This window comes from Mucilaginibacter sp. OAE612 (assembly GCF_041806395.1).
Lineage (GTDB): Bacteria > Bacteroidota > Bacteroidia > Sphingobacteriales > Sphingobacteriaceae > Mucilaginibacter > Mucilaginibacter rubeus.
The window spans coordinates 5496821-5512845 of record NZ_JBGMUW010000001.1 but is presented as its reverse complement, the minus strand read 5'-3'; the positions used below and the strand labels follow the sequence as shown (position 1 = coordinate 5512845).

The window sequence follows — 16025 nt, the reverse complement described above, 5'->3', positions numbered from 1 at the left end:
ATAGTAAGAAATTAAAATAGGGGCTTTTTAATTCTTAATTTTGCCGAATTAATATGCAAGTTTTCCACACCGAAAGTAAAATCATAATTACATGTAACAAAAGGCTTTCGCCTTACCTGCAAAGGGAGGTTGAAGCTTTAGGCTATGAGCCGGTCCGCGTTTTCCCTACCGGGGTCGAACTAAAAGGTACCGTTACAGATACCATTCCGCTTAATTTGAACCTGCGCTGCGCAAGCCAGGTACTGTATTCGTTAAAAACTTTTACCGCCCGCGATCCGAAAGAACTTTACGAAGAGCTGGTAACCATTGAGTGGGAAAAGCTGATTGATTTTACCGGTTACTTTTCGGTATCATCAAACGTAAATAACGAACACATCCTTACCCCGCTGTTTGCCAACGTAAAGGTAAAGGATGCTATTGCCGACAGGATCAAATCCATTAAAGGTATCAGGCCCGACTCTGGCCCGGAGGTTAATAAAACCCTGGTACATCTTTACTGGCAGGATGACCGCGCCGAAATTTTCCTGGATACATCGGGCGAAACACTGGCCAAGCACAGTTACCGTAAAATACCGGGTAAAGCACCAATGCTCGAAGCTTTGGCAGCGTCAACCATTATGGCTACCAAATGGGATATGAAAAGCACATTCATTAACCCTATGTGCGGCTCGGGTACCCTGGCTATTGAAGCAGCATTGCTGGCTACAGATAAGTCGCCGGGTTTGTTTAGGATGAATTATGCTTTTATGCATATTTTAGGATATGACGAAACGGTATTTTTTGCAGAGCGGCGAGCATTGAAAGATAAATCCAAAAAAGAAACCGGCTTTAAAATCATCGCTACGGATATTTCTGAAGACGCGGTTGACATCGCCCGCAAAAATGCCAGGACAGCCGGCGTAGAACATTTGATCGATTTTGCCGTTTGTGATTTTGAAGATACCGAGGTTCCGGCAGAAACTGGTGTTGTAATGTTTAATCCCGAATACGGTGAGCGTTTGGGCGTACACACTAAGCTGGAGATCACCTATAAACGTATGGGCGATTTTATGAAAAAGAAATGCCTTGGGTATAATGGTTACGTTTTTACGGGCAATCCCGACCTGGCCAAAAAGATAGGCCTGAAGGCAGCCCGAAAAATTGAATTTTATAATGGTAAGCTTGATTGCCGCTTGTTTGAGTATGAATTATACCAGGGCAGCAAACGCGAACCGAAAGAAGAAAATTAAATGAAAAAGATCCTGTTATTTATAACACTTATTTTATCATCAGTACTGGTTAAGGCACAAGCACAATTAGCATTTCCGTTTCAGGGCGGTAGTCCTATTATGAACCGCTTTTTTAAAGACAGTCTTGTTGTATCACCCGAAATTATTAAAAAGAAAGCAAGCGGAACAGCGGTGTTTAAATTTACCGCTGATGAAAAAGGTTTGATCAAAAAAATAATTGTTTACTATGCGGATGATGCCATACTGGTAGTACCCATCATTGAAGCGCTAAAAAAATCAAATCATAAATGGATCATCCCCGATCATGAAAAACTGCATGATTTTATTTTGCCGTTTTCCATTAACTTTAATGCGCCGGCAAATACAAGCAACGCTACTATAAAAGCGGCATTTGATTATTACAGCAAACGCAAGCCAATCATATCTTATAACCAGGTACCGCTTGAAACGGCTACTTTATTGCCCACGGTAATTGTTAGTTACAATTTAGGCGAGTAGTTTTTTTAATAAAAAGCAATTTGAAAGCGACAGACTTTGCGGCCTGTCGCTTTTTTTGTTTTTATTATTAATTAATATGGTTGTTAAAACCTATGTATTTATACCGGCTCTTATAAAGGGCTATTAATTTTTAATTAAAAAAGTATAAAATATCAGCTTTTCAATTGGTTAGCCATTAAAAAAATTAAAAATTTTGAAATCCATAACCCCATTATTTTCGTTATTTATAAACGAATTAATATGTAAATGGATGAAAGATATGCTAAATTTAAAGATCAAGGCCATAGCTGCTAACATAAGGCATACCAGGGAAGGACTAAATTACACCCAGGAATACCTTGCAGCCAAGCTGGGTATATCGCAAAACGCGTATAGTAAAATAGAGTTAGGCTATACAAAAATAACCGTGGAAAGGCTTTTTCAGATCGCCGCTATTTTGGAGATTGAAGTTGTCGAACTCATCGATACAGAAAAAATAGCCGCTGCTTAACGTTTTATACACAACCCCGTTGTTCTGTCTTTTGCTTAGTATCTTTGCAAAAGATGGAACATAATAAACTCATTGAAGCCACTGCAAATTTTGTGCGCAATACGCTCAGGGACGTCGAAGGTGGTCACGACTGGTGGCATATTCACCGCGTTTGGACAAACGCGAAACTCATCAACCAAACAGAAAAAACCGATCAGCTGATAGTTGAACTTGCTGCCCTGCTGCATGATATTGCCGATAGTAAGTTTCATAACGGCGATGAAGAGATTGGCCCGCGTACTGCTGGCAATTACCTGCAAAGCATGAATGTTGATACCGGGGTTATTGAGCATGTGCAGCAGATCATCAGGCATATGTCGTTCAAAGCCAGCTTTGATAAACAGTCCTTTCATTCGCCCGAACTGGCTGTAGTACAGGATGCCGACAGGCTGGATGCCATTGGAGCCATCGGCATTGCGCGTGCCTTTACCTATGGAGGTTTTAAAGGCCGGGAATTGTATAATCCCGAGATCTCGCCAAACCTTAACATGACCAGGGAAGAATATAAAAACACTACCGCACCAACTATTAATCACTTTTACGAAAAGCTATTATTACTTAAGGATAAAATGAATACGCCTGCCGGCAAAGCGCTCGCCGCGCAAAGGCACGCTTTTATGGAAGATTATTTAAAACAGTTTTTTGATGAATGTGGTTCAAGTTAACGCGAAAGCTTACTTTTGCGCCAAAATTGACAGCCCATGAAAAAACTTATACTTACTATAATACCCGTATTAATTACCGCCGCCGCTTTGGCGCAGGATACAGTTAAACGTCAGCGGTTCAACTTCCATTTCCAGCAAACGGTAATTACTCAATACAAACCATCGTTTCATGCCGATTATAATGGCGATAACAGTTTACTTACCAAAGAAGAAACACAAAGCTCAATTACCACTACGCTTTTTGGCGGTGCAAGGCTCTGGAAAGGCGCCGAAGCCTATTTTAACCCCGAGCTTTCGGGTGGATCGGGCCTGAGCAAAACGCTGGGTGCGGCAGGTTTCCCTAATGGCGAAACTTTTCGTGTAGGCGGCGCAGAGCCGAAGATCTACATCGCCCGGTTATATTTTACCCAAAACTTTGAATGGGGCAAGGATAAAGACACCATTAGCGATGATGCCAACCAGTTAGCCGGTTTAAAAAGCAAGCGTTACTTTTCGGTTACCGTAGGTAAATTTGGTATGGCCGATTTTTATGACGGCAATGAATTTAGTCATGATCCGCGTACGCAGTTCATGAACTGGAGCTTAATGGATAACGGCGCATGGGATTATCCCGCCAATACCCGCGGGTATGTTATGGGGATCCATACCGAATTAGGGCAACCTAACTGGACTTTGCGTTTCGCCTTAACCATGTCAACCACTACCGCCAACGGCGCCATTTGGGATCAAAAAATTGGTAAAGCAAACACCCAGACCTTAGAATACGAAAAACGCTATACACTTAACGGCCAAAAAGGTACCTTCAGGATCTTAGGTTTCCGTAATAATGGCAAAATGGGAGATTATCGCCTGGCAATCGCGCAAAGCCCTGTTGCCCCCAATGTTGATACCACACAAGCTTATGGCAGGCACAAATATGGTTTCGGCATCAGCGCCGACCAATATCTGACCAAAGATTTTGGGGTATTTGCCAAAGTGAGTTATAATGATGGTAAAACCCAAACATGGTATTTTACAGAGATTGACCGTTCATTGAGTTTTGGCGGTGTACTTAAAGGAAGTTCATGGAACCGCGGCGATGACGAACTGGGCCTGGCTTTTGTAGCCAACGGCATCTCAAATGCCCATCGTGATTATCTTGCAACCGGCGGCTACGGTTTCATCATAGGCGATGGCAAGCTTAATTACGGCACCGAATTTATTGCCGAACTTGATTATAAAATAAACGCATATCAAAAAAAGTTCTGGCTTACACCCGGTTACCAGTTTTTGCTAAACCCCGCCTACAATAAGGACAGGGGACCGGTAAATGTCTTTTCGCTAAGGGCGCATGTGGAGTTTTAAACATAAAAAGGCCTCGTCACTTATATTATGATGAGGCCTTTTTGTCTATATACACAAGCTAAAAGCAGCATGAGCAAAACTTATAGCTAATAGCTTGATTAATGTTATCCCAATTGTTAACCGATTGCCTGTCTGATCTTCTCGGCGGTAGTGTTAAATTGTTCGGGGGTGAATTTTTGTTTGGGGAGCGAAAAGTTAATGCTGCTCATATCATTCATGGGTATAAGATGGATATGCGCATGAGGCACATCAAGGCCCATAACTGCTACTCCAACCCGTGGGCAGGGAACAGCCTTTTTTAAACCGAGGGCTACTTTTTTGGCAAATACCTGCAAGCCTATATAAGTATCATCGTCCAAATCAAAAAGATAATCAACCTCCTTCTTTGGGATCACCAGCAGGTGACCTTCCGTAAGCGGAAAAATATCCAAAAAAGCCAGAAATTCATCGTTCTCGGCCACTTTATAAGCGGGAATCTCGCCTGCAACTATTTTTGAAAAGATGGTCATTATTGGTGAGTGGTTGATTATGTTGATTGGGTGAGTAGTTTGTTATGGCATTAATTAAAAGGGTGAGTAGTTAATAATTGATTACGATATCCGGAAAAACCATTCTCTTAATCAATTATTCACTGCTCACCCAATAAATTACCTGCTTATTTCCAGGATCTCGAATTCAATTTTACCTGCAGGTACGGTGATCTCGGTTTTTTCACCAACCTTTTTGCCAAGCAGGCCTTTAGCTATCGGCGACGCTACCGAGATTTTACCGGTTTTAAGATCGGCTTCACTCTCTGATACCAGCTGATAACTCATGGTAGCTCCATTTTTCAGATTCTTGATCTTTACTATCGACAATGCAAGCACCTTCGAAACGTCAAGTTTTGATTCATCAAGCAGGCGCGCATTGGCCAGTGTTTCCTGCATCTGGGCTATTTTGGCCTCATGTAAGCCCTGCGCTTCTTTAGCTGCATCGTATTCGGCATTTTCCGACAGATCGCCTTTGTCACGTGCCTCAGCAATAGCTTTTGATATATCGGCACGGCCGGTTGTTTTTAATCTCTGTAGTTCTTCTTTTAATTTCTCTAAACCATCTTTGGTATAGTATGATACCTCTGCCATAACGCAAAAATTAATTAATATTATTACTGTTAATCAACCAAAAAAAACCGCCCTTCCCTGTTTTAAGAAAGGACGCAATGCTTATAAAAGCAAACAAGACTATGTAAGCCCTCTGCTTACATAGTCTTGCGTTTTGGTAATTAACGAAGATAAGTGATTTAAGTTTTATTATCCAAATTTTTAAGAGGGGAATTTTTTTACATTATTCCGGGTTTATACCTTTTTGTTTTATGGTATCCACTAACATTTCAAGCCTGGCTGTCTCATCAGTTTATTAAGCGGGTGTTTAAGACTTCCCTACCTAAATGTATCTGGCAGCGTTTATTATCTGGGTCTTTACCTATGTATTACTTTCCGTTGGCCTTCTTCACCATAAAATCCAAAGCGGTTTTATCCGGCAAAGGTTTTGCGCCCGGCTTCTCACCCAATATCATTATTTTATGATCACTTGTTGTATAAGCCGGCCATGCAGGTACGCCTTTCCCGTTCGGGTTACCGGTTTTAACAAAATTAGCCCAGTAAGTGCTCATTGTATTGGCCAGTTGCTGATCGACAGGTTCCCATGGCCGGTTCAGGAATTTGAGGTTGTCATAGGCATAAGCAACCTCGCCGGTATGGAAAGCGCCGTATTTAACAAAATCGGCAGTGGCTGGCAGGCGGCGGGTAAAACGGTAAACATAGATTTTCGACTTCGCCTTTTTACTTTGCACATTGGCCCAGGTATAATTCTGAATCCCGAAGATCTGATCGCGGTTTATCCGGGTTTGGGAGGTCGCGGCTTCCTGGTCTGAACCCGCCGGGTATAGTTTTGAAAATGCATCAGCATCGGCACCATATTGGCTTTTTATCATCTTTTTATACTCTTCAGCAGTTTTTGGCGGACCTACAAAAGCGTCGTCTTCGTTCCAACCGGTAAGTACAGGCACATCGTTTTGTTTGTGCTCATTAAAAATATCAGCGATGGTTGCGGGTAAAACATAGCCGTCGATAACCGGGCGGCTTTGGCCTTTGCCAAGCAGTTGGGCGGCGGGTTTGCTCCTTAGTTCGGCAATGGTGCTTGCACCCAAGGCAGTCGCTGTTTTTACACCGGCTGCCTCTGCTTCCCGCAACCCACCAGATCCTTGCTGACTAATAAAACTGGCCCCGCTTTCGGCAATTGCACCCCTGAACAGCCCTTTACCTAATGGCGATGCCACCAAACAATTTACACTCATGGAACCTGCCGATTGCCCCGCTATGGTAACCTTATCCGGGTCTCCACCAAAAGCCGCGATATTCTTTTTCACCCATGTTAATGCAGCCAGCTGATCCATCAAACCATAATTTCCTGATGCATTATGCGGCGACTCCCGGGTTAATTCAGGATGCGCGAAGAAACCAAAAATCCCGACGCGGTAATTAATAACCACAAATATGATCCCCTTTTTAGCCATCGCCTCGCCATCATAAATTGGTACGCCTGCTCCGCCACTTACAAATCCACCGCCATAAATATAAACCAGCACAGGGCGTTTTTCTGACGGTGTTTTTGCGGCAGTCCATACATTAAGGTACAGGCAATCTTCGCTGATGGGCTCATAGGGGATGAGGAACTCGCGCGTGTAAACACCAAAGGGGTCTGGTTTACTCTGCATTGGGCTGGCCGCAAAATCGGTGCATTTTTTAACATCCTCCCAGGGCTTTACCGGTTGCGGTTCCTTCCAGCGTAAATCACCAACCGGTGGCGCTGCAAAGGGAATACCTTTATAAATACGCACATCGCCCGCCTGGTTGGTTAAGCCTGATACTTTACCTGCATCAGTAGCAACAACATCAAGATTTTTATTTTGAGCGATGACAGAACAGCACAGCAGCAAAAGCGGCAATAAAAGGATGCGTTTCATTGATTATAGGTTTAATGATTGGTTTGCTAAACTTACAAAGTTTTGGGCATTTTGTAAACACAGCCCCACCCAAACCCTCCCCGGAAGGGAGGGCTTTAAAGTCTCCCCTTCCGGGGGAGATTTAGAGGGGGCTTCTGTAACAATCCCCTATAATTAACAAAAGCATCACATTGCATTTTAAATGCTTTGTTGATATTTGGCGAAATCAAAAATCTTTTTTCGCGATGAAGTTTAAACATCTGCTGCTTATTTCCCTCTCCTTCGCTACCGTTTCGGTATCGGCACAAAAAAAGAAAACTACGACAGCACCCGCTGCGTCTGCATCAATTCCTCGCCCAAAACTGGTTGTGGGTTTAGTAGTTGACCAAATGCGCTGGGATTACCTGTACCGCTACTATGACCGTTATCAAACCGGTGGCTTTAAGCGCATGCTTAATGAAGGCTTCACCTGCGAAAACACCAATATCGACTATATCCCAACGGTAACCGCTGCCGGCCATACTTGTATCTATACCGGATCTATCCCCGCCATACATGGTATAGTGGGTAATGATTTTATTATCCAGGCCACAGGCAAATCCATGTACTGTACGGACGACAGCACTGTTGTAGCTGTTGGCAGCACTTCAAAAGCAGGGCAAATGTCGCCCCGCAACTTGCTGGTTAGCACAGTTACTGATGAGTTGAGACTGACTACAAACTTTCGCTCAAAAGTTATCGGTATAGCATTGAAAGACCGCGGCGGCATCCTGCCTGCGGGGCACTCAGCCAACGCTGCCTACTGGTTTGATGATGCCAGTGGTAACTGGATTACCAGTACTTATTATATGAATGACCTGCCTGCCTGGGTTAAAACTTTTAACAATCAAAAGATTGCTGAAAAATACCTAAAGCAGGACTGGAACCCGTTATATCCTATTAATACGTATGTACAAAGCGCACCCGATAACAGCGATCGTTATGAAGGTAAATTTGCCGGTGCCGCTACACCAACCTTACCGGTCAAAACATCCGAACTTTATAAGGGCCATATTGGCATGATCCGTTCTACTCCGTTCGGCAACACCATGACGCTCGACCTGGCTAAAGCTGCTATTGAGGGCGAAAAATTGGGTAAAAATACCGTAACCGACTTTTTAGCCGTGAGCCTTTCATCAACAGATTATGTTGGTCACCAGTTTGGCCCTAACTCGGTTGAGGTTGAAGATACTTATTTAAGGCTTGACCAGGACCTGGCCGCGTTTTTCAATTATTTAGATGCAACTGTAGGTAAAGGCAATTATTCGGTTTTCCTGAGTGCTGACCATGGCGCTGCCCACAACCCTAACTTCTTGAAAGATCATAACATCCCGGCAGGTGTTTGGGATGAGGGAAAAGCTGCAAAAGAAATGAACACGATGATCAGCGATAAATACAAAGTGGATAACCTGATCATCAGTATGGATAATTATCAGGTTAATTTTAACAACGCGGCCCTTGCAAAAGCAGGCATTAACGAAGAGGCTATAAAGTTAGACTGTATCGAATACCTGAAGAAACAACCAGGCATTGCCTATGCAATTGACCTGCAAAAAATACAGGAAGCCAATATCCCCGATGAGCTGCGCAGTATGATCATTAACGGTTATAATGCCGAGCATAGCGGTGTTATCCAGATCATACTGAAACCGGCATGGTATACCGGTCATGGCACTAATGATCGCGGCCCAACCGGTACCACCCACGGTACATGGAACCCTTATGATTCGCATATCCCATTGGTATTTATGGGCTGGGGCATTAAGCATGGTAGTTTGACCCGCCAAACACATATGACAGATATTTCGGCTACTGTAGCATCGCTACTGCATATCCAGGCCCCTGATGGCTGTGTAGGTAAAACTATCAGCGAAGCACTGAAAAACTAAGTCTGAAGTCAGGTAAGTCCGAAAGTTTACAATACAAAACTTTCGGACTTTTCGGTTAATAATTAAAAACTTTCCGACTTTAGGGCTTGACCGAATTCGGATTTATAAAATGAAAAAATACATTTCTAAATTTCATTATCTTACACATGACCTGCCTGGTTTTAGCCACGTACAACAGGTGCAGATGGCTTGCGGCGCGGGTGCAAACTGGATACAATACCGTTGCCTTACCAAGCCCGAAGATGAGCTGATTGATGAAATAAACGAGATAGCCGAAATTTGTGACGACTGGGGCGCAACCCTCGTCATTGCCAACCATTATGACCTGATTGAACGGGTTGATGCGCAGGGTGTGCATATAGATAATAGTGATGCCGATCCGGTCAGTATCCGCAAGATTATCGGCCCGGATAAAACTCTTGGTGTATCAGCCGGAGGTGCTGATGAATTATTGAAATTACAAGACACCGGAGTGGTTGATTATTGCACTTACGGGCCTTTTGCATCCGCATTAAATGATGTGTCCAGCCTACATAAGGTGCTTGGTTTTAATGGGTATCGTGAACTGGAGAAACTGGGCATCAATATCCCGGTGATAGCAGCAGGCGGCATCCAACCGGATGATGTTGAGCCCTTGCTTCAAACGGGCATAGATGGTATTGCAATATCGTCGGCCATTAATTTGGCTGCAGACCCGGCTGAGAAGTTGAAGGAGTTTTACAGGAAGATGTATTGATTCAGATCCTATCGGTATTTGATCTGCCAATCGACCTTTTTTAATTCATCAAGCGTATAATCGAGTCTTTTTAAATACCTTTTATTTCCAAGCAAATAACTCATATCGGCACCTCCCTTTTGATATTTATTTAAGCTATCGATGTCAAAAAAATAAGCGTACAGAGTTTTGGTTTTCCCTTTATTAATATACTCAAGCCAGGCATTTTTTCCCGACTTTGTTATAAAAGAGGTGTCATTAGGTGCTACCACATGCGATTGATAATATGGAATGCCATTTTCTGTTCGCACAGTTGTATCGTTAACTATCTCCACAGCAACGTGAACCGACGATTTATTAATAACAGATAAACGCCGGTCGTAATAATCCGTGATGCAGCCGGTAAATAATAAAGGCACTGACAATAAAATTTTTGTTTTCATGATGAGGTTTATTTATCATTAATACCCTGCAAATAAAAAGGTGACCTTTTTATATTATTCTACCGTCATAAAACTTTGATTTGGTTTCAGCAATCAATAAAAACCTCATCTTTATATTTTCATTTAATATTCATCTGTTCCATCTACATTAGCAATGTCATCACATCATATTGTTCGCGAAAAACAGGAGCCGGCTTTACTGGTTTTAAGTATGGATACTTTTGAGGAGGAAATGCTGGGGCAGTTGCTGGAGTGGAGCCCGACTGTGATCTGCACTACCGGCACCGCCGAAAAGCTGGACGCATCGGGTATTAAAATCGACTGGATAATAAGTGATGGTGATTCGGGTGATTTGCAGTCGGACGTGAAGGTGATGCCTTCGGGAGGCGACAATGCGGCAGGCGCAGCTTTAAAATACCTGGTAACGCATAATTACCCGGCGGTTAATGTAATTACCGATGTGCTGGACCTGAAAGATTTTTTGTTTTATGCTGATAAAATAAACCTGGTGATTTTTAGGGAACGGCAAAAGATCTACCCGGTTAATTCGGGCTTCAGTAAGTGGAAACCCGCAGGTGAGTTCATTGAAGTACTTTCGCATCCGTCGGGCTTACAAATAAGCGGGCTTGAAGCCACAAGCACTAATAGGTATAAAACCACCCACGATGGTTTTTTTACCCTGCAGTTTGAGCAACCTTTTTTGTTTATTGCCGAGGATATAACGTAGCGAAAACAATAACCGGTACGTATAGCTGGTATTGGTTCGCTTTTTGAGTGAAAAATAATTAAAAACGCGTTAAACCGTTTAAACATTTAATAGTCTATATATTTATATCAGCAAAAAATACCATGCTGATCTGTTAAAAAATCTTTCATCATGAAAAGGACATATAAAAATCTATTAACAATTGCATTGGGGGGCTTATTGAGCTTATCCCTGGCATTCAATGCTGATGCACAACGTGGCGGCGGTTCTCGTGGCGGCGGTGGCGGAGGAGGCGGTGGTTCAAGACCGTCAGGCGGTGGTGGCGGAGGCGGTAGTTTTTCCCGTCCTTCCGGTGGTAGTTTTTCGCGCCCCTCAACTTCATTTAATGGTAGCACACGCGGCGCTATCGCGGCTCCGCAACGGAGCTATGGAACTGACTCTCGCGGCAGCATAGGCGCTCCTCAACAACGCAGTTATGGTGGTCGTGATTACGCAATAAGGCCAAATGGCACATCCGTAGCACCCCAGCGTAGCTATGGTAGCACCGGTCGTACCGTATACAATGGTAACCGCAGCTATACTACTGTAGACAGGCGCGTTTATAATGGCGGTCGCGGTACTTATTACAGAGGTGGTTCATATGCATACGGTGGTCGCAGGGTTTATCCCGGTACTTACCATTACGGTGGCCGCGGGGGGTATTTTGGCAGTCACTACTATTATCCATACCGTAACTACTATAATTCATTCTATTATCCGCGGTTAGGTTTTAGCATAGGTTTCTTACCATATGGTTACTATCCTTTCTGGTGGGGCGATTACCAATATTTTTACAGCGATGGTTTGTACTATCGTCAATACAATGACCAGTATACCGTTGTTGAACCGCCAATAGGGGCCGAGATTAAAACCCTGCCTTCAGGTGCTGAATCTATCATGATCAATGGCGAACAGTACTATGAGTTAAATGGTGTTTACTACCAGCCATACACCAAAGATGACGGCTCAACTGTTTACGTTATTGCAGGTAAAGATGGCCAATTAACTACCGATCAGGGCAACGGCGATGGCAGCAGTGTTGATCAGGGCCCGCAAATTGGTGACATTGTAACTCAATTACCACCGGATTGCCGCAAGATCAAGATCAATGGTGAAAAACTGTTTGTATCCCCTGATGGTTATTACTACCAGGAAACTCAGGATGACGGCAATAAAGCTTACAAAATTGTAGGCACCCCATCTGATGATCCTGAAAATAACGACAGCGATCAAAACCCTAACCAACAGTAATTAATAAAAATTCAATATATATATATTAAAAGCTGCTTCCGTAATGAAGGCAGCTTTTTTTGGTTATATTAAGTATGCATTTCAAATTAATACAAACTTTTTTTAACTGTAATGGGTAGTACATTAAGTAAAACTTAAAATTTACCATTATGCAAAATCATGATCACCGCGCCATTATTCAAAAACTATTGGATTGCGCTTTAGCTTGCGAACATTGTGCTACTGCATGCCTGCACGAAGAGGATGTTAAAATGATGGCCAACTGCATTAGTCTTGACCGGGACTGTGCTGACATATGTATCCAGGGGGCCCGCCTATTGCAAAGAGATTCAGTTATTGCCCACCAATATCTGGTTTTATGCGAGGAGATCTGTCGCCTTTGCGCCGCTGAGTGCGGTAAACATCAGCACGACCATTGCCAGGAATGTGCCAAAGCTTGTATTGATTGCGCGGAGGCCTGCCACGCACATCATGAACCTATTACGCAGGATTGAGGTAATTACATTTAGTTCCCGTTTGAGAATAGTCGTCAAAAAGCGGGAGGGTCGTGCGATTCCCCCTCGAGAGGGGGGAGGGGTGTGTCTCTGCGTTAGAGTTAGTCGAAGAAACACACCCCTGCCATCGCTCTGTCCTTCACGCCCCCTCTCAAGAGGGGATTTAAAAATCTCTTTATTATCCGCAACGCTCACTATTTTACTAATTTTTTTAGGATTTAGCGTTTTCTTTTCTGAATTTTACTTTTATGAATAACCTCCCGCCATTAGCCGAACGTATGCGCCCCAAATCGCTTGATGATTATGTTGGGCAAAAACATCTTGTTGGGCCGGGAGCGGTATTACGCAAAGCTATAGAGTCGGGTTCATTGCCGTCGATGATATTTTGGGGCCCGCCGGGAGTAGGTAAAACTACATTGGCTTATATTATTTCGCAGTCATTGTTTCGTCCGTTTTTTGCTTTGAGTGCTATTAACTCGGGCGTAAAAGACGTAAGGGAGGTGATAGAAAAAGCGTCGTTGTTAAAGAAACAAGGCGAGGTGCTACCGATATTATTTATCGATGAGATCCACCGCTTTTCCAAATCGCAGCAAGATTCATTGTTAGGCGCTGTAGAGCGGGGCACTGTTACGTTAATAGGCGCAACGACTGAAAACCCATCTTTCGAAGTGATCTCGGCTTTGCTGTCGCGTTGCCAGGTGTATATTTTACAGCCGCTATCCGAGACTGATCTCATCGATCTGTTGAACAAAGCCATGAAAGAGGATGTGGTTTTGCAGGGTAAAAACATCACCATCAAAGATCATGAGGCTTTGCTGCGCCTTTCGGGAGGCGATGCCCGGAAGCTGCTCAATATTTTCGAGTTGCTGGTAAACGCTTTTGACACGCCTGAGATAGTACTGACCGATGAAGTTGTACTGGAGCATGTACAGCAAAACATGGCCCTCTATGATAAAACCGGCGAACAGCACTATGATATCATTTCGGCCTTTATCAAATCCATGCGGGGCTCTGATCCTAACGGTGCTGTTTACTGGCTGGCGCGCATGATAGTTGGCGGCGAAGACCCGCTTTTCATAGCCCGGCGCATGCTGATCCTGGCGTCCGAAGATATTGGCAACGCCAACCCAAATGCATTACTACTTGCGCAAAGCTGCTTTGAGGCTGTAAATAAAATAGGCATGCCCGAATCGCAACTGATATTATCGCAGACGGCTATTTACCTGGCAACATCGCCCAAAAGTAATTCGGCTACAACAGCTATTGGTGCGGCTATAGCATTGGTGCGCCAAACCGGCGATTTACCGGTGCCGCTGCACTTACGTAACGCACCAACCAAATTCATGAAAAACATAGGCTACGGCAAGGATTACAAATACGCCCATAGCTACGAAGGTAATTTTACCGACCTTGATTTTCTGCCGGATGCTATCCGCGGAACAAAAATTTACGACCCCGGTAACAATGCGCGCGAAAACGAATCAAAAGAAAAGTTAAGAAAACTTTGGGGCGACAGGTATAAATACTAGCTTAAGCTTCGCTTTATAAAGCGTGTTAATTAATATCATATAACAAATTGACCAATATTAATTAATTTATAACTTTAGGCTTTGCGCACCGTACCTATAGCTTTTATATAGAACATTTATAGCTTTGGACTTTGTGCAGTCTGCTTTTAGCTTTATATAAAACCTATACCTTAACCTTTAACTGTCTATACTTATGATCACTACCTTTCTCGGGCACGAACTTAAAGCTTTCTGGCGGTCAAAAAACACAGGTAAAAGTATTGCTATCCGTGTGGTGATGGGCTTACTTATCCTTTATCTTTTTGGATGTATCTTGCTTGCCGGTTTGTTTTTGAATGAAATTTTGGGGCAGGTTTTTCCGCATGATGACATAGTGGTTTCTTTTTGCGGTATCATCCTGCTTTATTTTTTGTTTGACCTCATGATGCGCATGCAATTGCAGGAACTGCCTACGTTAAGAGTGCAACCATATCTTCATTTACCTATAAAAAGGAATACGGTGGTCGGCTATCTGGCCTTTACGGCCATGCTTTCGGTTTTTAACCTGTGGCCCATTATACTTTTTGTACCTTTTATTTTAAAAGTGATCCTTACCGATTCGGGTGCTTTGCCTGCGCTCGTTTTTATATTGGCTATTATCGGCTTCATGCTTTTCAATAATTACATGGCCTTGTTTATTAAACGTAAGGCCAATCTTAATGGCTGGGTCTTCCTGGTTTTCGCAGCGGCTCTCATCCTTATTATTACCGGCGATTTCAGGTTTCATCTGTATTCGGTGCGTAATATTTCCTATCTGTATTTCGGCCATTTGCTCACTAAACCGGTATTGGTATTACTGCCTGTTGTGCTTGCTGCAACCATGTACTACATCAATTTTGCCTACTTAAAACAAAACCTGTACCTCGAAGAGCTGAGTTCGCGCAAGGCATCGGCTTATAAAAGCAGTACGGAGTTTCCGCTGTTAAACAGGTTTGGTAAGGTTGGCGACCTTGCCGCAAACGAGCTGAAACTGATCTTCCGTAATAAGCGGCCACGATCGGCATTGGTTATGGGGTTGTTCTTTATGTTTTACGGGCTCATATTTTATACCAACAGCCATTACGGACAAACCTGGTACATTTTTGTGGGCATGTTCATGACGGGTATTTTTATTATCAGTTATGGGCAGTTCATGTATAGCTGGCAAGGCGCTCATTTTGATGGCCTGTTGGTAAGCAAGATCAATTTCCGCGATTTTTTAAAGGCAAAATACCTGCTATTTACTATGGTATCAACCGTGGCTTTTATATTGACTACGCCTTATGCTTATTTTGGCTGGCGCATTGTTTTGGTACATTTTGTAATGTACCTGTGGAACATCGGCGTCAACACAACCATTGTGCTGTTTTTTGCTAACCGCAATGCCAAACGGATAGATCTGTCAAAAGGCGCGTCGTTTAATTGGGAAGGGGTGGGGGCAACGCAAATGCTTATTTCGTTTCCCTTGATGATAACGCCGTATATCATTTATCTTCCCTTCTCACTGTTCAAACACGCCGACGTCGGCCTGGCCATGCTGGCTGGTACCGGGATCATATTCATCTTAACCCGCGATTTTTGGGTTAAAAAACTGGAAGAGGATTTTATACAAAAACGTTACACCGTTGCCGAAGGCTTCAGAAATAAATAATTC

General features: G+C 43.4%; 16 protein-coding genes. 12 read left to right on the top strand and 4 right to left on the bottom strand.

The genetic code is table 11. The annotated features are described in order from the left end of the window. Positions 1-53 precede the first annotated feature (53 nt). From ABID99_RS22885 to ABID99_RS22865, 5 genes are all read left to right on the top strand, one after another. Positions 54-1229, top strand: a complete 1176-nt coding sequence (locus ABID99_RS22885) for a class I SAM-dependent RNA methyltransferase (RefSeq protein ID WP_090530542.1) — start codon at positions 54-56, stop codon at positions 1227-1229. Further along, entirely contained in the window at positions 1230-1727 is a 498-nt protein-coding gene (locus ABID99_RS22880; RefSeq protein WP_373615198.1) for a hypothetical protein, read from the top strand. A gap of 250 nt (positions 1728-1977) precedes the next feature. Then, on the top strand, positions 1978-2217 hold the full coding sequence (locus ABID99_RS22875) for a helix-turn-helix domain-containing protein (RefSeq protein WP_090530535.1): 240 nt from the start codon (positions 1978-1980) through the stop codon (positions 2215-2217). 53 nt (positions 2218-2270) lie between these two features. Further along, complete coding sequence (locus ABID99_RS22870; protein WP_373615197.1) at positions 2271-2921, top strand: HD domain-containing protein; 651 nt, start codon at positions 2271-2273, stop codon at positions 2919-2921. A 36-nt stretch (positions 2922-2957) separates the two neighbouring features. Further along, on the top strand, positions 2958-4265 hold the full coding sequence (locus ABID99_RS22865; RefSeq protein ID WP_373615196.1) for a carbohydrate porin: 1308 nt from the start codon (positions 2958-2960) through the stop codon (positions 4263-4265). Between the two features lie 116 nt (positions 4266-4381). Here the strand turns inward: ABID99_RS22865 and ABID99_RS22860 are convergent, their stop codons facing one another. From ABID99_RS22860 to ABID99_RS22850, 3 genes are all read right to left on the bottom strand, one after another. After that, positions 4382-4777: an HIT family protein gene (locus ABID99_RS22860; RefSeq protein WP_188834380.1), complete on the bottom strand. Its 396-nt coding sequence runs from the start codon at positions 4775-4777 to the stop codon at positions 4382-4384. Between the two features lie 135 nt (positions 4778-4912). Further along, positions 4913-5386 (bottom strand): transcription elongation factor GreA, encoded by a 474-nt coding sequence (gene greA, locus ABID99_RS22855; protein WP_090530524.1) that lies wholly within the window; start codon positions 5384-5386, stop codon positions 4913-4915. 347 nt (positions 5387-5733) lie between these two features. After that, entirely contained in the window at positions 5734-7269 is a 1536-nt protein-coding gene (locus ABID99_RS22850; RefSeq protein ID WP_373615195.1) for a carboxylesterase/lipase family protein, read from the bottom strand. Positions 7270-7493: 224 nt separating this feature from the next. On the opposite strand from ABID99_RS22850, the gene pafA reads away from it, so the two are divergent. Both pafA and ABID99_RS22840 read left to right on the top strand, forming a co-directional pair. Beyond that, positions 7494-9176 (top strand): alkaline phosphatase PafA, encoded by a 1683-nt coding sequence (gene pafA, locus ABID99_RS22845; RefSeq protein ID WP_373615194.1) that lies wholly within the window; start codon positions 7494-7496, stop codon positions 9174-9176. Between the two features lie 109 nt (positions 9177-9285). Beyond that, positions 9286-9912, top strand: coding sequence for a thiamine phosphate synthase (locus ABID99_RS22840; protein WP_373615193.1), 627 nt, complete (start codon positions 9286-9288; stop codon positions 9910-9912). An 8-nt stretch (positions 9913-9920) separates the two neighbouring features. On the opposite strand, the gene ABID99_RS22835 is transcribed toward ABID99_RS22840, so the two are convergent. After that, positions 9921-10334, bottom strand: a complete 414-nt coding sequence (locus ABID99_RS22835) for a hypothetical protein (RefSeq protein WP_373615192.1) — start codon at positions 10332-10334, stop codon at positions 9921-9923. 154 nt (positions 10335-10488) lie between these two features. On the opposite strand from ABID99_RS22835, the gene ABID99_RS22830 reads away from it, so the two are divergent. The 5 genes from ABID99_RS22830 (at position 10489) to ABID99_RS22810 (ending at position 16022) form a co-directional block, all read left to right on the top strand. Further along, positions 10489-11061, top strand: a complete 573-nt coding sequence (locus tag ABID99_RS22830) for a thiamine diphosphokinase (RefSeq protein ID WP_373615191.1) — start codon at positions 10489-10491, stop codon at positions 11059-11061. Between the two features lie 150 nt (positions 11062-11211). Then, positions 11212-12330 carry a DUF6515 family protein gene (locus tag ABID99_RS22825; RefSeq protein ID WP_176844523.1) on the top strand — a complete coding sequence of 373 codons (1119 nt, stop codon included), beginning with the start codon at positions 11212-11214 and terminating at the stop codon, positions 12328-12330. Positions 12331-12479: 149 nt separating this feature from the next. Continuing rightward, positions 12480-12824 (top strand): four-helix bundle copper-binding protein, encoded by a 345-nt coding sequence (locus ABID99_RS22820; protein ID WP_373615190.1) that lies wholly within the window; start codon positions 12480-12482, stop codon positions 12822-12824. A gap of 248 nt (positions 12825-13072) precedes the next feature. Next, positions 13073-14353, top strand: a complete 1281-nt coding sequence (locus ABID99_RS22815; protein WP_090530496.1) for a replication-associated recombination protein A — start codon at positions 13073-13075, stop codon at positions 14351-14353. Positions 14354-14546: 193 nt separating this feature from the next. After that, positions 14547-16022: a DUF5687 family protein gene (locus ABID99_RS22810; protein WP_373615189.1), complete on the top strand. Its 1476-nt coding sequence runs from the start codon at positions 14547-14549 to the stop codon at positions 16020-16022. Positions 16023-16025: the final 3 nt, after the last annotated feature.